The sequence below is a fragment of the Uliginosibacterium flavum genome, from assembly GCF_040566545.1.
Classification (GTDB): Bacteria; Pseudomonadota; Gammaproteobacteria; order Burkholderiales; family Rhodocyclaceae; genus Uliginosibacterium; species Uliginosibacterium flavum.
The window spans coordinates 1-17,274 of record NZ_JBEWZI010000022.1; the positions used below are offsets into that span (position 1 = coordinate 1).

Annotated in this window: 19 protein-coding genes; 9 read left to right on the forward strand and 10 right to left on the reverse strand. The window is 60.4% G+C overall.

Annotated features, from left to right (window positions below):
• The first annotated feature begins 391 nt into the window (after positions 1-391).
• The gene (gene arfB / locus ABXR19_RS16395) at positions 392-805 is read left to right on the forward strand and encodes an alternative ribosome rescue aminoacyl-tRNA hydrolase ArfB (protein ID WP_354602229.1); all 414 of its coding nucleotides are present in this window, start codon (positions 392-394) and stop codon (positions 803-805) included.
• Positions 806-903: 98 nt separating this feature from the next.
• Here the strand turns inward: arfB and ABXR19_RS16400 are convergent, their stop codons facing one another.
• Positions 904-1,173, reverse strand: a complete 270-nt coding sequence (locus ABXR19_RS16400; RefSeq protein ID WP_354602230.1) for a hypothetical protein — start codon at positions 1,171-1,173, stop codon at positions 904-906.
• Between the two features lie 307 nt (positions 1,174-1,480).
• Between ABXR19_RS16400 and ABXR19_RS16405 the strand changes: the two genes are divergently transcribed.
• Entirely contained in the window at positions 1,481-2,074 is a 594-nt protein-coding gene (locus tag ABXR19_RS16405) for a response regulator (protein WP_354602231.1), read from the forward strand.
• Between the two features lie 28 nt (positions 2,075-2,102).
• Positions 2,103-3,029 carry a tRNA glutamyl-Q(34) synthetase GluQRS gene (gene gluQRS / locus ABXR19_RS16410; protein WP_354602292.1) on the forward strand — a complete coding sequence of 309 codons (927 nt, stop codon included), beginning with the start codon at positions 2,103-2,105 and terminating at the stop codon, positions 3,027-3,029.
• A gap of 222 nt (positions 3,030-3,251) precedes the next feature.
• Here the strand turns inward: gluQRS and clsB are convergent, their stop codons facing one another.
• The 4 genes from clsB to ABXR19_RS16430 form a co-directional block, all read right to left on the reverse strand.
• On the reverse strand, positions 3,252-4,418 hold the full coding sequence (gene clsB / locus ABXR19_RS16415; protein ID WP_354602232.1) for a cardiolipin synthase ClsB: 1,167 nt from the start codon (positions 4,416-4,418) through the stop codon (positions 3,252-3,254).
• Positions 4,415-5,158 (reverse strand): endonuclease/exonuclease/phosphatase family protein, encoded by a 744-nt coding sequence (locus tag ABXR19_RS16420; protein WP_354602233.1) that lies wholly within the window; start codon positions 5,156-5,158, stop codon positions 4,415-4,417. The genes clsB and ABXR19_RS16420 overlap by 4 nt, the downstream gene beginning before the upstream one ends.
• A gap of 18 nt (positions 5,159-5,176) precedes the next feature.
• A complete protein-coding gene (gene nadA / locus ABXR19_RS16425) occupies positions 5,177-6,277 on the reverse strand; it encodes a quinolinate synthase NadA (RefSeq protein ID WP_354602234.1) in 1,101 nt (366 codons plus the stop codon).
• A gap of 76 nt (positions 6,278-6,353) precedes the next feature.
• Entirely contained in the window at positions 6,354-6,809 is a 456-nt protein-coding gene (locus tag ABXR19_RS16430; RefSeq protein ID WP_354602235.1) for a rhodanese-like domain-containing protein, read from the reverse strand.
• Between the two features lie 341 nt (positions 6,810-7,150).
• Here ABXR19_RS16430 and glnA point away from each other — a divergent pair, with 341 nt between their 5' ends.
• The 6 genes from glnA to xth all read left to right on the forward strand — a co-directional run bounded on the left by glnA (position 7,151) and on the right by xth (position 14,001).
• Positions 7,151-8,569 carry a type I glutamate--ammonia ligase gene (gene glnA / locus ABXR19_RS16435; RefSeq protein ID WP_354602236.1) on the forward strand — a complete coding sequence of 473 codons (1,419 nt, stop codon included), beginning with the start codon at positions 7,151-7,153 and terminating at the stop codon, positions 8,567-8,569.
• Between the two features lie 164 nt (positions 8,570-8,733).
• On the forward strand, positions 8,734-9,213 hold the full coding sequence (locus ABXR19_RS16440) for a DUF4124 domain-containing protein (RefSeq protein WP_354602237.1): 480 nt from the start codon (positions 8,734-8,736) through the stop codon (positions 9,211-9,213).
• Positions 9,214-9,253: 40 nt separating this feature from the next.
• A complete protein-coding gene (gene glnL / locus ABXR19_RS16445; protein ID WP_354602238.1) occupies positions 9,254-10,330 on the forward strand; it encodes a nitrogen regulation protein NR(II) in 1,077 nt (358 codons plus the stop codon).
• 45 nt (positions 10,331-10,375) lie between these two features.
• The gene (ntrC, locus tag ABXR19_RS16450; RefSeq protein ID WP_354602239.1) at positions 10,376-11,791 is read left to right on the forward strand and encodes a nitrogen regulation protein NR(I); all 1,416 of its coding nucleotides are present in this window, start codon (positions 10,376-10,378) and stop codon (positions 11,789-11,791) included.
• Between the two features lie 236 nt (positions 11,792-12,027).
• Positions 12,028-13,236, forward strand: a complete 1,209-nt coding sequence (locus ABXR19_RS16455; protein ID WP_435594338.1) for a zinc ribbon domain-containing protein — start codon at positions 12,028-12,030, stop codon at positions 13,234-13,236.
• 3 nt (positions 13,237-13,239) lie between these two features.
• Positions 13,240-14,001 (forward strand): exodeoxyribonuclease III, encoded by a 762-nt coding sequence (gene xth, locus ABXR19_RS16460; RefSeq protein WP_354602241.1) that lies wholly within the window; start codon positions 13,240-13,242, stop codon positions 13,999-14,001.
• A 130-nt stretch (positions 14,002-14,131) separates the two neighbouring features.
• Here the strand turns inward: xth and gloA are convergent, their stop codons facing one another.
• The 5 genes from gloA to gmhB all read right to left on the reverse strand — a co-directional run bounded on the left by gloA (position 14,132) and on the right by gmhB (position 17,258).
• A complete protein-coding gene (gene gloA / locus ABXR19_RS16465) occupies positions 14,132-14,515 on the reverse strand; it encodes a lactoylglutathione lyase (protein WP_354602242.1) in 384 nt (127 codons plus the stop codon).
• A gap of 75 nt (positions 14,516-14,590) precedes the next feature.
• A complete protein-coding gene (locus ABXR19_RS16470) occupies positions 14,591-15,145 on the reverse strand; it encodes a hypothetical protein (RefSeq protein WP_354602243.1) in 555 nt (184 codons plus the stop codon).
• Between the two features lie 43 nt (positions 15,146-15,188).
• Complete coding sequence (locus ABXR19_RS16475; protein ID WP_354602244.1) at positions 15,189-15,947, reverse strand: M48 family metallopeptidase; 759 nt, start codon at positions 15,945-15,947, stop codon at positions 15,189-15,191.
• A 2-nt stretch (positions 15,948-15,949) separates the two neighbouring features.
• Positions 15,950-16,708, reverse strand: coding sequence for a lysophospholipid acyltransferase family protein (locus ABXR19_RS16480; RefSeq protein ID WP_354602293.1), 759 nt, complete (start codon positions 16,706-16,708; stop codon positions 15,950-15,952).
• A gap of 7 nt (positions 16,709-16,715) precedes the next feature.
• Entirely contained in the window at positions 16,716-17,258 is a 543-nt protein-coding gene (gene gmhB / locus ABXR19_RS16485) for a D-glycero-beta-D-manno-heptose 1,7-bisphosphate 7-phosphatase (protein ID WP_354602245.1), read from the reverse strand.
• Between the last annotated feature and the right edge of the window lie 16 nt (positions 17,259-17,274).

Sequence of the window (17,274 nt, forward strand, 5' to 3'; positions counted from 1 at the left end):
CTAGAACCGCCCGCTCTCGCACAAGCCGGTCTTCCGTCAAGGCCGCCGCAGGCGCCCGTCAGGGCTTGGCCTTGACGGCGGACCCAACCGTATCATCGCTGCATGGGCTGCGGGCGGCCTTATTGCCCCGCAGCCCATGCAGACCACGCATCGGTTTTTGGGTTTGCCCTGAACCCATGTCGAGCGCCGCCGCCGAAAACTCCATGGAGCAGCAAGTAGTAGCCCAACCACTCCGGCGGGCGTACCCTAGATTCCTGCCATGACGCACAGCCGCTCAGTTGTCCGAGCAGCAAACAGAAAACGGGTACAAAATCGAGTACAAAACGATGAGTCAAACAAAATACACACAAACAATCAACGAGTTAAGCCACCAGTTGTGGCTTAACGTCTAATGCCTGCGGTAACGCCGGAATTCTGGATTCCGGCGAACGAAATTGAAATCACCGCCACGCGCTCGCAAGGCGCGGGCGGGCAGAACGTCAATAAAGTCTCCAGCGCGATTCATCTGCGCTTCGACATCCTCGCTTCAAGCCTGCCGGACGCGCACAAAGAGCGTTTGCTGCAGCTGACCGACCAGCGCCTTACCCGCGATGGCGTATTGGTGATCAAGGCGCAGGCCCAGCGCAGCCAGGAACTCAACCGCATTGAGGCGCTGCAGCGGCTGCATGAGCTGGTCGCCAGCGTGGCCAAGCTGCCACGCCCGCGCAAAGCGACCAAACCGACCCGCAGCTCGCAACGCAAGCGCCTGGAGGGCAAGGCGCAACGCGGACAAGTGAAGGCTTTGCGCGGCAAGGTGAGCGAGTAGAGAATCCTGTCGTCGCCTGCCGAAGAGCCGCACTGAGCGGACATCTTCAGGCAGGATGCCTGTAGAAGCAAGCGAGGTGCGGCTCTACAGGCAGGCTATTATTCCGCCAAAGATTTCGCCAGCAGCTCGGCCACCAGCGCGTTCAAACCGCCTGCGTGGCCCGCACTCCGGCTGCGCAGTTGCTCGACCAGCGTGGCCGGCAGCTTGCATGCGAAGGGCAGCAGGCCCAGCTCCTGATCACGCTTGCGCGACTCGCGCCGGTCCACCACTTCCGCCCCGGCAAACCGCCCCGGCGCGCCGATGCTCGTGTGCTGACCCCTGATCTTGTTGCCCTGCGCTTTTTGCAGATCGAATTTCGTCATGCTCATGCTGTATTTCCTTTTCGCTGCGCAAATTTTGCGCTGGCGCATTATCCGCTGATCCCCTGCAGATCCCGCCACATTTCAGCATGAGCGCGCGCTTGCAGCCAAGGCGGCCACCCTGACGTTTGTTCGCAGGCAAGACAATATTCTGCGCCAACGCAAATATTTAGCAGCCAGGCAAAAGACCTGCTGCCTTCTACTAAAGTTATAGGTATGCTGCGCAACAGCAATCAGCCGAAGATGATTTGTGTGCATTTTTCGGACTAGACTGAAAACAGTCGTCCGGATCGCGCGCCCTCGCTCAGGAGTTCTAATGATCGCCCGTCTCACCCCGCTGCCTTTTACCGAATCTTCCCTTGCTATGAACCGGCAAGGCTGGCGTTTGAACAACGATCCTGTCGAGCCGCCAGCGCATACCGAGAGTGGATTTTTCCATTTCATGGACGAGGAGGCCGATGACGGACAGGCGCCTGTCGACGCACTGGAGCCTTGGGTACTGCTGATCGTGGATGACGAGCCGCAGGTGCATGAAGCCACCACCCTGACCCTGCGCCATGGCCGCATCGACAATCGCCCCTTCAGTTTCCTGCATGCGCATTCGGCCGCCGAGGCACGCAAGCTGATCAATGCCGCGCCGCATATCGACCTGGTGCTGCTGGACGTGGTGATGGAAACCCGTGACGCGGGACTCATCCTGGTCAACGAATTGCGCGGCCCGATGGGGCGCAGCGATCTGAAGATCCTGATCCGCTCCGGTCAGCCCGGTTTCGAGAAAGACAACACCGTGCGCGAACGCTACCCGGTGGACGGCTATCTGCAGAAAACCGAGCAGACCTATGCACTGATGATGGATGTCATCGGCAGCTTGCTGCTGGGTGCCTCACCGGATCGCCACAGCGCCAGCTGAGCGCGCCATCCCCGGCTACAATCCGCGCATGAATCCGCATGCGCCTGTCGGCCGCTTCGCCCCCTCGCCCACCGGGCCGCTGCACATCGGCTCACTGATTGCCGCACTGGCTTCCTGCCTTGATGCCCGCCAGCGCGGCGGGCAGTGGCTGCTGCGCATGGAAGACGTGGATGCGCCGCGCACGGTGGCCGGCGCGGCCAACACAATACTGCGTCAGCTGGAAGCCTACGGCTTCGAGTGGGATGGGCCAGTACTGTGGCAAAGCCAGCGCCTGGACGCCTACCGTGCGGTGCTCGATCAACTCGTTGCGACCGATCTCGCCTATCCCTGCGCGTGCAGCCGCAAGGAAATCGCGGACTCGGCCCTGCGCGCGCCGGATGGCTCGCATCGCTATCCCGGCACCTGCCGCAGCGGCCTGCCAGCCGGCCGCGTGGCCCGCGCCTGGCGCGTCAAGACCGAGGCCGGCAGGCTGGATTGGCAGGATCTGATCCTGGGTACCCAACACGAAGATGTGTGGCGCGAGGTCGGTGATTTCGTATTGCTGCGCGCCGATGGCCAGTTCGCTTATCAACTGGCCGTCGTCGTTGATGATGCGCTGCAGGGCGTGACCCACGTCGTGCGTGGCGCCGATCTGCTCGATTCCACCGCGCGCCAGATTTACCTGCAAAGGCTGCTCAGCTACGCGCAGCCGGTCTATGCGCACCTGCCCGTGGCGAGCAATGCGGCGGGCGAGAAACTGTCGAAGCAGACCTTGGCCGCACCACTGAATACGCAGGCGCCGTCGACCGAGCTGCTGCGCGCCCTGCGCTTTCTCGGCCAGAATCCGCCGGCTGAATTGAACTCGGCGACGCTTGCCGAACTGTGGGATTGGGCACGCGCGCACTGGCGTCTGGAGTCCGTGCCGAAACTGCGTCAGTGCGTGATTGACCCGACTGAAGAGCCGCTTCGGGGCTGACTATTCAGCACATCGCCTCGCTAAGGCTTGATGGACGGCACTCTCCCGACAGACTACTTGCGAAAGCATGTCCGGCGCGGCTCTTCAGGCAGCCTTATTCCAATTCCAGATTGAGACGAGACGCGAAGACGAGCCGCAGACAGTGCTTTAGCACGGCAAGCCTGTCCTGAGCCCCGTCGAAGGGGCGAAGTCAACAAAGTATCGTATCTATCTGGATTGGAATTATAGAGACTGCCGCCCACCGTAGCCCGCCAGCCCAATTGCCACGCGCACCGTGCCATAGGCGAACCAGCTGATACCGCGCATCCACAGCGTCTGCTTCTGCCAGCCTTCCAGGGTGAGCTCGACGCCGCCATCGGTGATAACCCGTTCCAGACTGGCGCGCAGCGTCGCGGTGAAAGCCTGATCGTGGATGAGCACATTCGCTTCGCGCGCCAGCAGCAGACTGAAAGGGTCGATATTGCTGGAGCCAACCGTCGCCCAGTCCTCATCAACCACCGCCACCTTGGCATGCAGAAAGCTTTTGCGATATTCAACAATGCGTACGCCCGCGCCGAGCAGGTAGGGGTACAAGACCCGGCAGGCATGAAACAGCAGCCAGTATTCGACCCGCCCTTGCAGTAGCAGGGTCACCTTCACCCCGCGCCCGGCCGCATCGACCAGCGCGTGGCGAAAGGCGCGACCCGGAAAAAAATAGGCGTTGGCAATCAGCACTTCGCGCTGCGCACCCGCCACCGCCTGCATGTAGGCATTCTCAATATCGCGGCGATGGCCGAGATTGTCGCGCACCAGAAAATTCGCGCGCACCGACCCGACACGTGTGCGCACGGGATTCACCCAGTGCATGGGCGCCAGCCGGCGCTTGAAGCTGGCCCAGCTGACGATGCGCCACAGATGCGCCATGGCGCTATGCACACGAACGACCAGTGGGCCTTCAACACGCACGGCAAAATCAACGCGCGGCGGCGTCTGCCCCGGTGTATCCATATCATCGATAATGTTGATGCCGCCTACAAACGCTACCCGCCCGTCGACCACGACCAGCTTGCGGTGCAGCCGCCGCAGACGATTGCGACCCAAGGAAAATGGTCGGACTTCGCGTCGGTAAATGAAAACACCAACGCCATCGGCAGCCATCTCCGGCATCGTCACGTCAGCAAAACTGCGCGCACCGAAACCATCCACCATCACGCGCACGGTCACCCCGCGCAAGGCTGCCGCACGCAAGGCCTCGGATATCAAAATCCCCGCGCTGTCGTGCTCGAAAATATAGGTTTCCAGCAGCACCTCGTGCCGCGCGCTCTGAATTGCCTCCAGCAAGGCTGGAAAATACTCGGCGCCAGATTCCAGCAACTTGATTCGATTGCCGGAGAGAGCGCGGTTATTCATGCCAGGCGAACCTGAACCGACAACAGTGCGTGATCAGAGATGCGCGACCAGGGCTTGCCCCACAGCACCTCACAAGACACGGCCTGAATGCCACGAAGATAAATCCGGTCCAGCCGCAACATCGGCAAAGTGCTGGGATAGGAACGCGCAGGCGCGCCCGTCAGCGTGGTAAAAACTTCGCTCAAACCCAGCTGCGGCGCCAGCCAGTCGTTAGCACGTCCGCGCCAGTCATTGAAGTCGCCGGCAATGATCAGCGGCGCCTTGCGCGGTACGTGATGTTCGACATAGTCGGACAGGAGTTCGAGTTGTTGCCGGCGCTGGCGCTCTGTCAATGACAGATGCACGCACAGACAATGCAGCTCGCGCCCGTCCGGTAAGGCCACCTCGCAGTGGAGAATGCCGCGCTGCTCCAAGCGCGAAAGACTGACGTCGCGATTGCGCGTGCGCTGGATCGGGAAGCGTGAAAGCACGGCGTTACCGTGGTGTCCGTGTTCGTAGGCGGCGTTCGCGCCATACGCGGCATGCATTTCTTTGCCGGCCAGAAACTGATGCTGCGGCAGCTCAGGCCAATCCAGATGACGCCGCTCGTGCTTGAGGTGCAGACCTTGCACCTCCTGCAGCAAACAAATATCCGGATCCAGCCCACGCAGGCATTCGCGCATTTCGTGAATCGCCATACGCCGATTCAAATGCGAGAAGCCTTTGTGAATGTTGTAACTGCAAATCCGTAAGATCGTCATGGCAGCTCTGCGGGCCTCTTATGAAACAGCCAGCATCCGCTCCAGCGAAAGCTTGGCCAATGCGGCCTCGTGGGCAGGCACCGTGATCTGATTAACCACCTTGCCTTCCACCAGATTCTCCAGCGTCCAGGCCAGATGTTGCGGATCGATCCGCTGCATGGTCGAACACATGCACACCATCGGCGACATGAACTGCACCAGCTTGCCCTGATGCTTCACTTCTTCTGCCAGACGATTGACCAGATTCAGCTCGGTGCCGACCAGCCATTGCGTATTGTCCGGCGCTTCCTTGACGATCTTGATGATGTATTCGGTAGAGCCGACGTAATCGGAATTCAGGCAAACGTCGAAGGCCGACTCCGGATGCGAAATGACAAAGCCATCCGGATGCTGCGCGCGCCAGTTGGCAATATGCGAGGGCTGGAACATCTGATGCACGGCGCAATGGCCTTTCCACAGCAGCATCTTCGCACGCTTGATCTGGTCGTGGGTCAGGCCGCCGTAGGGCTGATCGGGGTCCCACACCACCATGTCTTCGAGCGGAATACCCATCTTGTGGCCGGACCAGCGGCCCAGATGCTGATCGGGGAAGAACAGGATCTTCTCGCGCTGGGCAAAACTCCACTCCAGAATCTTCGGTGCATTGCTTGAAGTGCAGACGATGCCGCCATGCTCGCCGCAGAAAGCCTTCAGATCGGCCGCGGAGTTGATGTAGGTGACCGGCGTGACCTGCTCATCCGGCGTGCCCAGCACTTCGCGCAGCTCGCGCCAGCAGCGCTCCACCTTCGACAAACTGGCCATGTCGGCCATTGAGCAACCTGCCGCCAGATCCGGCAAGATCGCGATCTGGTTCGGCTTGGACAGGATGTCAGCCACTTCGGCCATGAAATGCACGCCACAGAACACGATGTACTCGGCATCCGTCTCCCCCGCGAGGCGCGAAAGCTTGAGCGAGTCGCCGGTCAGATCAAGATGTTGATACACATCGGCACGCTGATAGTGATGCACCAGCAGGACAACGCGTTTGCCAAGTTTGGCCTTGGCGGCACGGATGCGCTCATGCGCCTCGGCGTCTTTAAGCGAATTGAATGAATCGAAAGCGATGATGGAAGTCTGCATGCTGCGATGTGAGTCAGTAAGGGGAAGGCCCGCAAGCTGCGAATTCTACTCCTCCCGCCTCACTCCTTAAACCTTGCTAGCTTTGTTGCCATGGCAGCCCGGCATGACGCCAGCCACCCAGACGACCGCGTTGGCCATCCGCATTGCGGTCACCTTCGAAACCTTCCAGCACGTTATAGCAATCCTGCATGCCGGCGGTGACAGCAGCAATCGCCGCATTGTGCGAACGCGCGCCGCTGCGGCAGATGAAGAGCAGTGGCGCTTGCAAGGCCTCCACCTGTTGCTGCAGAAGTGCCACAAACTGCGCATTGGGCACTCCGCCGGGATAAGTGTTCCATTCAATTTCAATGGCACCAGGAATCCGTCCCACCCAATCCAGCTCGGCACGCGTACGCACATCGACAATGCGCGCGCCTGGCAGCCCCAGCAATACGGCATGCGCCTCGTGCGGCGTCAAAGCCCCTGCATAGGGCAGTTTCATTTTTTCGGCACGCTCCCTGGCCCGGAGCAGAATCTCCGTCAGATTTTCCATGATTTTGTTTTATCCACGACAAAGACAAGCTCAAAGTATGCAATGAAGCAGCGGCCTCACCAAGCCGCACCATCTTGGTGCAATAAAACACAGCACTGCACCACAACAAAGCCTGCGCAAGGATCCGCACTACAGCGCCCTTGTGGCACAATTGACGCTCCCTGAAAGTTGGCAATATATAAAGCCGGAACGCGTCGGGAACGGAAGCATGGCCACAGAACATTGGCACAGGAAATGCTTATAACCGACCTTGACGCACTGCCCGAAAGTACCTGATTGACACTCACGGCGGATGGCGGACAGGTACGCAACCCGATTCAATTAACTCGTTAGGAGCTGAAGTGACCACGAAGACCCCTCAGGACGTTATCCAGCTGATCAAGGACCGCGAAGCCAAGTTCGTTGATCTGCGCTTTACCGACACCCGCGGCAAGGAACAGCACGTAACCGTGCCGTCCCACGTTGTCGATCTGGACTGGTTTGAACACGGCCACGCTTTTGATGGCTCGTCCATCGCCGGCTGGAAAGGCATTCAAGCCTCCGACATGCTGTTGTCGGCTGATCCGAACACGGCTAACATCGACCCCTTCTTCGACGAAGTCACCGTCATCATGACCTGTGACGTGATCGAGCCGTCTGACGGCAAGGGCTATGATCGCGACCCGCGCTCCATCGCGCGCCGTGGCGAGGCTTACCTGAAGTCCTCCGGCCTGGGCGATACCGCCTTCTTCGGCCCGGAACCCGAATTCTTCATTTTCGACGGCATCAGCTGGTCCGCTGACATGTCCGGCTGCTCGGTCAAAATCACCTCCGCCGAAGGCGCATGGTCGTCCGGCGACGACATGGGCGGCAACAACACCGGCCACCGTCCGACCGTCAAGGGCGGCTACTTCCCGGTTCCGCCGGTCGATAGCCATCAAGACATCCGCGCCACCATGGTGCTGATCCTCGAAGAGCTGGGCGTGCCGGTTGAAGTGTTCCACCACGAAGTGGCAACCGCTGGTCAGAACGAAATCGGCACGAAGTTCAGCACCCTGGTGCAACGCGCCGACTGGACCCAATTGCTGAAGTACGTGGTGCACAACGTTGCCCACCAATACGGCAAGACGGCAACCTTCATGCCCAAGCCCATCGTTGGCGACAACGGTTCCGGCATGCACGTTCACCAGTCGATCTGGAAAGATGGCAAGAACCTGTTCGCAGGCAACGGCTATGCAGGCATGTCCGAATACGCCATGTTCTACATTGGCGGCATCATCAAGCACGCCAAGGCCCTGAACGCCATCACCAACCCAGGCACCAACTCCTACAAGCGTCTGGTTCCGCACTACGAAGCTCCGGTCAAGCTGGCTTACTCGGCCCGCAACCGTTCGGCTTCGATCCGCATCCCGCACGTCCAGTCGGACAAGGCGCGTCGTATCGAAACCCGCTTCCCGGATCCGTTGGCCAATCCGTATCTGTGCTTCACCGCACTGATGATGGCCGGCCTGGACGGCGTGCAGAACAAGATCCATCCGGGTGAGCCGGCGGACAAGAATCTGTATGACCTGCCGCCGGAAGAAGACGCACTGATCCCGACCGTTTGCGCCAGCCTGGAAGAAGCCCTGGCCGCTCTGGACAAGGATCGCGAATTCCTGACCCGTGGCGGTGTGTTCAGCAACGATTTCATCGACGCCTACATCGAACTGAAGATGGCCGAAGTGAACCGTACCCGCATGACCACGCACCCGGTCGAATTCGACATGTACTACTCGCTGTAATTGGCGATCAGAGCAGGGGCCCCGGCCCCGGCGTAAAAAGGACGGGCATGCCCGTCCTTTTTTTGTACACCCGGCAGGCCAGACCTGCGTTGATCAGCCTGCGGCTTGTGTTTTCCCCTGCCACGCTTACACTTCGCCCTTAACAAAGTTTTCAGGATCAGAGCATGAACCGGACCCATTGCCTCGCCGCCCTTGCTGCCTGCCTGCTGGCATCCACCGCCCAAGCCGACATCTACAAATGCCAGGATGACGGCGGCCATACCACCTACACCAACGGCAAACCGGAAACAGGCCAGAAAAATTGCGTCCTGATGACCAAGGATCAACCTGTCAGCACGGCCCCCGGCGCTGCGCCAAAGAAAGCCTCCGCCACACCGACGCCCGCGTCCTTCCCAAAAGTTGACGACAGTACCCAGAAGAGCCGTGACGGCGATCGCCGCAAGATCCTGGAAACTGAACTGGCGACCGAAACCAAAGCCTTGGCTGCCGCAAAGAAAGAGCTGGCAGAACAAGAAGCTCAACGTCTGGGTGACGAAAAAAACTACCAGAAATACCTGGATCGAATTCAGGGCTTCAAAGACAAAGTCACGCTGCACGAGCGCAACATCGACGCCCTGAACAAGGAAATCGCCAAGCTCAGGTAAGGAGCACAGAACGGCGCACTTCTTGCTTCCGTATCTTCCTATGAGCCCTCCAAGCCTGATTTCGCCAGAAAACGCCCTGAACTCCTCCACCGCTGGTCTGGAATTACTCTCCTCGGCTGTCGTCATGGTCAGCGCCGACCGCTCGGTCTGCTACGTCAATCCTTCGGCCGAACACCTGTTTGCCACCAGCAGCCGGCAGTGCCTGGGGCATCATCTCTCCGCCCTGCTGGGTGACTTGCCCGGCCTATGGGCCGCGCTGGATAACGCACTCGCCAACAACTGGAGTCACACCGGCCAGAATCTGGCGGTCAAACGGCCCGGCTTGTCTGCACTGCATCTGGATTGCACCGCATCGCCGGTCGATTTGCCACCCGCGCGTCTGCTGCTCGAATTCCGTCCGCTGGACGCGCAACTGAAAGTGGCCCGCGAAGAAAAACTGGCCGAGCAACAACAGGCCAACCGCGAACTGGTGCGCAACCTCGCCCACGAAATCAAGAACCCTCTGGGTGGCATCCGTGGTTCGGCGCAACTGCTGGAGCGTGAGCTGGACGATCCGCAATGGCGTGAATACACCCAAGTCATCATCGCCGAAGTGGATCGTCTGCAAGATCTGATGAATCGTCTGCTAAATTCACATCGCATGATGCACCCGAGCATCGTCAATGTGCACGACGTGCTGGAGCGTGTCCTGCGCCTGATCCAGGCAGAATTTCCGGGCATCACCGTACGCCGTGACTATGACGTCAGCCTGCCTCATCTGACTGCAGATCGGGAGCAGTTGATTCAGGCCGTACTGAACATTTCACGCAATGCAGCTCAGGCCATGGAAGGAGCGGGGGTGGTCGTGCTGCGCACGCGCGCTGCCCGTCAGGTCACCGTGGCCAAGCGCCGGCATAAACTGGCACTGGAATTGCAAGTGATCGACAACGGCCCCGGTATTCCAGATGAAATTCGCGACACCATTTTCTACCCCCTGGTTTCAGGGCGCGAAGGCGGCACCGGACTCGGATTGTCGATTGCCCAAAGCTTTGTCGAGCAACATCAGGGCACCATCGATATCGAAAGCGAACCTGGCCGCACTTGCTTCACGATCCTCCTGCCGATCACTCAGGCGTGATCGGGTGTGAAGCCCCCTGTCAAAACAAAAACGGATTAACCGAACATGAATGCTGTCTGGATTGTTGATGATGACCGCTCGATCCGCTGGGTGCTCGAAAAAGCCCTCGGTCGCGAAAACATAGCCTTCCGCAGCTTTTCCTCAGCCTCGGAAGCCCTGGCGGTGCTGGATGCCAATGGGGCCCTGCCCCAGGTGCTGATCTCGGACATTCACATGCCCGGGGATTCGGGACTCGTCCTTCTGCAGCGGGTCAAGGAAAAACACCCCAGCCTGCCCGTCATCATCATGACGGCCTACTCGGATCTGGACAGTGCTGTCGCAGCTTTCCAGGGCGGCGCCTTCGAATACCTGCCCAAGCCATTTGACGTGGATCAGGCTCTCGATTTGTTGCAACGGGCACTCAAAGAAAGTACGCACCAGGTTGGTGCCGACGAATCCAGCACGACGGTGCCCGAAATCCTCGGTCAGGCCACCTCGATGCAAGAAGTCTTCCGCGCCATCGGTCGCCTCTCGCAATCCTCCGCCACAGTCATGATCAACGGCGAATCCGGCACCGGCAAGGAACTGGTGGCGCAGGCCCTGCACCGCCACAGCCCACGCAAGGACGGTCCCTTTGTGGCGATCAACACCGCAGCGATTCCGCGCGACCTGCTGGAGTCCGAGCTGTTTGGCCACGAACGTGGCTCCTTCACCGGTGCGGCGGCGCAACGGCGTGGTCGTTTCGAACAAGCCGAAGGCGGCACCCTGTTTCTCGACGAAATCGGCGACATGCCTTCGGAATTGCAGACGCGTCTGCTGCGCGTGCTTTCTGATGGCAACTTCTACCGCGTCGGCGGTCACTCGCCAGTCAAGGCCAACGTGCGCGTCATCGCCGCCACGCACCAGCACCTCGAACAGCGCGTGCGTGACGGGCTGTTTCGCGAAGATCTGTTTCACCGCCTGAACGTCATCCGCCTGCGCCTGCCACCGCTGCGCGAACGACGTGAAGACGTGCCCATTCTTGCCCGTCACTTCCTTGCCCACAGCGCACAAGAGCTGAATGTCGAGACCAAACGCCTGACCGACGCGGCACTGCGCCGTCTGCAGAGTTTCGATTTTCCCGGCAACGTACGTCAGCTCGAAAACATCTGCCACTGGCTCACGGTCATGGCCCCCGGTCAGACCGTGGATGAAGCCGATTTGCCCGCCGATATGCGCGAAGCTGTCGCCAGCGCTGCCGGCGTCGACGGGGCCGGCTGGGTAAGTGCCTTGAATGCAGAAGCCGACCGGCTGCTTCAAGCCTCGCCGGGTGAAGTCTTCGAAAAGCTCAGCAATGAATTCGAAAAATGCCTGATTCTGCGCGCCCTGGCCGCCACCGGTGGGCGCCGCGTGGAGGCCGCCCAATTGCTGGGCATCGGTCGCAACACCATCACCCGCAAGATTCAGGAGCTGGGTATCGACTCCGGTCGCGGCGACGAGTGACCGCAGAGCGGCTGTCAGCATGCAAAAAGCTTCCTGCGGGAAGCTTTTTTTCTGTGAGTCTGCAACAATCTGGGCTGCGTAAAAAACAGCCTGCCCCAGAGCCACCTGTTACAAGCCTTTCAGGCACACCACCTGAAAACACAAGCAGGACGCGGATCTGCGAGGGCTGTGCGGGGGAGGCCGCTGGCTGCCATGTGGCAGCCTGTAAGTGCCCAAATGCATGCTCGGGAGTGATGATGATCTGCAGCAAATGTCAGTGCACCTTGAACGACGACGCAAAATTCTGCGGCGAATGTGGTCAGGCCGTAGCGCCATCATTGTCGATGGGTTTCCCTTGCGTGCTGTGCGGTGCGCCGATTCCGGTGGGCGCCGAGGGCTGCACACAATGCGGCAAGGCAGCTGACGGCGAAGCGGCAGGCGCGGATACCAGCCTGCCCGCCCCTTCGCGGCCAACGGCTCCGACCTCAGCCCCGTTCAGCCCAGAGCCCGGAGCCCCCGACTTCAGTGTGACCCCGGTGGCAACGTCCGCCGCGCCTGATGTCATCAAAATCGCAGAACCGGAGCCTGCCGACAATGCAGAGATGGACATCATCGAACTGGACGCGTTCCAGCTGGACGCCATTGAAATTCCGCCGCCCCCGCCACCGCCTGCACCGCGCGTCGTCCCGGCCGATACTTTTGCGCCCCTGCCCAGTCTGACGGAAGCCCTGAAGCCACGCATCGAGCCGGTCGAGCCCGTTCTTGAGCCTATCGTGATTGAGCCTGAGCCCGTCGCAACGGAGGAGCCACCTCCACGCCCCGCACCTGTACCAGTGCCAGTGCCAGCGCCAATGGCGCCCCTGCCTGCTGCGCCAGTCAAATCGGTGTCAGCAGAACCCGTAAGGGCGCCGGCTCCTTCGATACCGCCCACGACGCCTGTTCCCGCCGAGGAACAAACCGTGCTCGCAACTCCAGCGCCTTCCGTTCAGCCCCGAACAGCGGCCGCACCCGTCTGGCCTGGGCACGAGGAGGAGGAACTCGGCCCTCAGCCAGAAGATGTGGTGGACGAATTCGAGTTGCGCCGACGTCGCACGATCCGTCAATTGATCATCGCCGCCGTGATCCTGGTGCTGGCACTGGCCACCTTTGCCACTCTGATGCGTGCGCAACCGTGGAAGAAAAAGCCCGCACCGCCCGTCACAGTTCAGTCACAGCCCGCGCCAACGCCAGCCCCGGCTCTGACCCCGGCTATCTCCCCGCCGCCTGCCCTCGAATCGGCCCCGACACCGGCTCCCGACATGGAAGCCGAGCCGGAGGAAGAAGCCCCTGTACAGGCCGCGCCCAAGACGAAACCTGCACGCGCAACTACCAAGCCCGCCGCCCGATCTGAGCCAAAGCCCACACGGAAAAACAGCGAAGAAGACGCCTACATGCGCCAGATCCGCCGTCAGCTAGAGCAGCGCTGAGCCATGAAGATTGCAACGTGGAACGTTAATTCGCTCAAGGTGCGCCTGCCGCACCTGATCGACTGGCTGGCGACCGAACAGCCTGACGCGCTATGCCTGCAAGAGCTCAAGTGCGAGAACAAAGCCTTTCCGCTGGCCGAGATCGAGGCCGCCGGCTATCAGGCGGTGTTCAACGGGCAGAAGACTTACAACGGCGTGGCGATTCTGTCCAAACTGCCGGCGCAAGACGTACAGCGCGACATCCCCGGCTTCGCCGACGAGCAGAAACGCATCATCGCCGCGACCATCGGCGATGTCCGCGTCATCAGTGCCTATGTGGTGAACGGGCAGGCCGTCGGTTCGGAAAAATACGCCTACAAGCTGGCCTGGCTGGAAGCGCTAACTGCATGGTTGAAGGATGAGCTGACGCAGCATCCGAAGCTGGTGCTGGCGGGCGATTACAACATTGCCCCCGATGATCGCGATGTCCATCCCGACTGGAAAGATGAACTGCTCGTCTCCGCCCCCGAACGCGCAGCCTTTCAGGCACTGCTCGATCTGGGCCTGAGCGATGCCTTCCGCCTGCTCGAACAGCCGGAAAAAACCTTCTCCTGGTGGGACTACCGGATGATGGCGTTCCGCCGCAATTTCGGCCTGCGCATCGACCACCTGCTGGTTTCCGCCCCTCTGGTGGCGGGCGTCACCCGTTGCTGGGTAGATAAAACCCCGCGCAAGCTGGAACGCCCCTCCGATCACGCCCCGGTTATTGTGGAACTGGGCAACTAAGCCTGCACAGCAAGGCAGGCTGAAGAGCCACGCCCTGCGCGGTTCTTCAGGCAAGTAAACTTGCGACTTGCGACTTGCGACTTGCGACTTGCGACTTGCGACTTGCGACTTGCGACTTGCGAGCCGCGACTCAATCCCGCTGGATCAGCTCGATCTTGTAGCCATCGGGATCTTGAGCGAACGCGATCACCGTCGTGCCGTGCTTCATCGGCCCGGCTTCGCGCGTTACCACGCCGCCCCGCGCCTTGATCTCGGCGCAGGCGGCATACGCGTCCGGCACCGCCAGCGCGATATGGCCAAAGCCCGTACCCAGCTCATACGACTCGACACCGTAGTTGTAAGTCAGCTCGATGGTCGCGCCGTCTTCCTCGCTGCCGTAGCCGACGAACACATTGGTGAACTTGCCTTCTGGATGATCGGAAACCTTTATCACCTGCATGCCGAGCACATCGGTGTAAAAGGCAATCGAACGATCCAGATTGCCGACGCGGATCATGGTGTGAAGTATGCGCATGGTTTTTCCCTTGTAATTTACGCCGCAAGAACATGTAATCGGCTCCCCTGTTTGGGCGATTACATGGATGCTGATTTATCTAACGAACTGAAGGTCCTTAATAAAGAGAAGAACGTCGTCCGAGCCGGGACCGGCAATCCTGTCCTTGTTGCGCTCCTTGGCAACCTTGATTGAAACTTTTCTGTTCCTGAGTGACTTTTTCAGAGTAACAACATCGCTCTCCCCGGTCGACTGAAACCAGTCGCCGCAATGCCCATCGCAGTACGCAACGATTTTCCGGCCATCAGACTTCTGAACCGTCAGTGACATGTCATCCATACCGCCGCCGTCAAGAAGAATTCCCACAGCAGCCTCCGGATTTCCCCGTCCAACGTTGCAGAAAGAAGGAGCCTCAGAATCCTCCACCAAAAAGCTGCAGCCTCGCTTAATTTCGTCTCTGATCATCTCGCAGGAATTTGACGCATTGCATGGCGGCCGAGTCGCCGGAGACACCTGAATACATTGGCGCACAAGCAAACGCGCGGATGCGTCACCAATGTCGTCGCGACAAGATTTTTCAGCCGCCTCAGCTTTAAAAGCGGTGAATAACACGAGAAAAAAAAGCATTAAAACAGATTTGATGGTCATCATTGATTTCTGAAAATATTACTCACAAAGCCCTGTAAAGCTCTGCTTAAAGGACAGGAATGATCTTGTTGGCGTGGCGCAACTCCGCCTTCGCCAGTTCAAAATCCGGCTTGAGTTGCTCCACCACACGCCAGAAACGGGGCGAGTGATTCATTTCCAGCAAATGGGCGACTTCGTGGGCGACGACGTAATCGATCTGCGCTTGTGGCAGGTGGATCAGGCGCCAGTTCAGGCGGATGCCGGAGAGCTTCGAGCAGCTGCCCCAGCGCGTGCGCGCACTCGACAGGCGCACCGCCGGCAGGCGCACCTCGGGAGCCATGCGCTGCAGCAGGAAGCCGTATTCATCGACCCGCCCGCAGAAATACTCCAGCGCGAAGCTCTGCAGACCGTGCAGCAGGAGTTTGTGCGCGTCCTCGTTGCGGCGCAGTTGCAGATGCAGTTCGCGATTGCCAATGCCATGCACCCAATGCGCGCGATTGCTGCCGGCACGCCAATGCACTGAGCATTGCTCGCCGAGCACCGGCAGCTGCATGCCGTCGTGAATCACCGCGATTTGCGGGGCCTGGCGCTGTGCCCATGCATCCAGGTGTTCGATGATCCAGGCCGCGCGTTCGCGCAGGAAGGCTTCGGTGTCACGCAGACTGGCGCGCATCGGAATGCTGACGGTCAGGCCGCGCTGATCGATCTGCATGCCCAGGGTTCGCCGTGCACTGCGGCGCAGGGTGAAGCTGACCTCGCGTTCACCGAAGCGGATGGAGCGCGTCTCGCAGTCCGGGCTCGCCGATGCGCTGCGCATGAGGAACATGCTCAGCTCCGCGCCAGCCCGGCTCGCGCCAAGGCTTGGGATTGATAGTGATGCGGAAACAGGCGATGCATCTCGCCTTCGATCCACGCCTCGGCCTCGGCATTCACCGCTTCCGCAGTGCGCCCGGCAGCGGCAATCGGCGGGCCGATGCTGACCACGATTTCGCCGGGACGCTTGATGAAGGCATTGCGCCGCCAGAATTCGCCGGCGTTATGCGCCACCGGGATCACGGAACAGCCGGCCGCCACGGCCAGCGTGGCGCCGCCGATCTTGTAACGCCGCTGCGTGCCGATGGCCGTGCGCGTACCTTCCGGAAACACCACGACCGAATAGCCTTGCGCCATCAGCGCCCGGCCCTGCTCGACGACCTGACGCAGCGCATCCTTGCCGCCGCTGCGATCAATCGTCACGATCGGCATGCGCGCCATGCCCCAGCCGAAAAACGGGATACGCAGCAACTCGCGCTTGGCCACGTAGGCGGCGGGCGGAAAGATGTCGGCGAAAGCCAGCGTCTCCCAGGCGGATTGATGTTTGGCGAGGATCACGGCCGGCTCGGAGGGCAGGTTCTCGCGACCGATCACCCGGTAAGGGATGCCCAGCACGTGCTCGAACATCCACATCGTCGTCGCTCGATTCCAGCGCGTAACGAAGGCATAGCGCTGGGCCAGACTCATCCAGAAACTGATCGCGACAAAGCCGGTAAACGGAAGGAAAAACAGCAGCATGTACAGCGCGAACACCAGCGAGCGAAGCAGATACAACATACGATCAGGGCTTGAATCCGAGCAGGTAGTTGGTCACGGCCGCCAGATCGGGGAAGACTTTGGTGCCCACCGGCAGATCGGGATCCACCGCTGTTTTCGAGCCCTTGCCGGTCATCACCAGATAGGGGGTGCAGCCCATTGCGGCGCCGGCCTGCAGATCGCGCAGGCTGTCGCCCACGGTCGGCAAACCCTTCAAGTCGACATTGAAGCGCTCGGCGATCTGCTCGAACATGCCGGTCTTGGGCTTGCGGCAATTGCAGGTGGAATCGGCCGCATGGGCGCAGAAAAAGATTGCGTCGATGCGCCCGCCCACGGCGGCGACCGCCTTGATCATCTTCTCGTGAATGGCGTTGAGCATGTCCATGTCGAACAGGCCGCGCCCCACGCCGCTCTGGTTGGTCGCCACCACGATCTTGTAGCCGGATTCGGCCAGCCGCGAGATGGCTTCCAGACTGCCCGGGATCGGCTTCCATTCGTCCGGAGACTTGATGAACTGCGCCGAATCGACGTTGATGACGCCGTCACGGTCGAGAATGATGAGTTTCATGGCTTACCCCGATGAG

Coding starts and splice junctions, on each gene's coding strand:
- gluQRS (WP_354602292.1), top strand. CDS start 2,103: ATGAATCCGCATGCGCCTGTCGGCCGCTTCGCCCCCTCGCCCACCGGG.
- ABXR19_RS16440 (WP_354602237.1), top strand. CDS start 8,734: ATGAACCGGACCCATTGCCTCGCCGCCCTTGCTGCCTGCCTGCTGGCA.
- ABXR19_RS16420 (WP_354602233.1), bottom strand. CDS start 5,158: ATGACGATCTTACGGATTTGCAGTTACAACATTCACAAAGGCTTCTCG.
- ABXR19_RS16430 (WP_354602235.1), bottom strand. CDS start 6,809: ATGGAAAATCTGACGGAGATTCTGCTCCGGGCCAGGGAGCGTGCCGAA.
- ABXR19_RS16400 (WP_354602230.1), bottom strand. CDS start 1,173: ATGAGCATGACGAAATTCGATCTGCAAAAAGCGCAGGGCAACAAGATC.
- gmhB (WP_354602245.1), bottom strand. CDS start 17,258: ATGAAACTCATCATTCTCGACCGTGACGGCGTCATCAACGTCGATTCG.
- gloA (WP_354602242.1), bottom strand. CDS start 14,515: ATGCGCATACTTCACACCATGATCCGCGTCGGCAATCTGGATCGTTCG.
- xth (WP_354602241.1), top strand. CDS start 13,240: ATGAAGATTGCAACGTGGAACGTTAATTCGCTCAAGGTGCGCCTGCCG.
- clsB (WP_354602232.1), bottom strand. CDS start 4,418: ATGAATAACCGCGCTCTCTCCGGCAATCGAATCAAGTTGCTGGAATCT.
- ABXR19_RS16455 (WP_435594338.1), top strand. CDS start 12,028: ATGATCTGCAGCAAATGTCAGTGCACCTTGAACGACGACGCAAAATTC.
- nadA (WP_354602234.1), bottom strand. CDS start 6,277: ATGCAGACTTCCATCATCGCTTTCGATTCATTCAATTCGCTTAAAGAC.
- glnL (WP_354602238.1), top strand. CDS start 9,254: ATGAGCCCTCCAAGCCTGATTTCGCCAGAAAACGCCCTGAACTCCTCC.
- ABXR19_RS16470 (WP_354602243.1), bottom strand. CDS start 15,145: ATGATGACCATCAAATCTGTTTTAATGCTTTTTTTTCTCGTGTTATTC.
- ntrC (WP_354602239.1), top strand. CDS start 10,376: ATGAATGCTGTCTGGATTGTTGATGATGACCGCTCGATCCGCTGGGTG.
- arfB (WP_354602229.1), top strand. CDS start 392: ATGCCTGCGGTAACGCCGGAATTCTGGATTCCGGCGAACGAAATTGAA.
- ABXR19_RS16405 (WP_354602231.1), top strand. CDS start 1,481: ATGATCGCCCGTCTCACCCCGCTGCCTTTTACCGAATCTTCCCTTGCT.
- ABXR19_RS16475 (WP_354602244.1), bottom strand. CDS start 15,947: ATGTTCCTCATGCGCAGCGCATCGGCGAGCCCGGACTGCGAGACGCGC.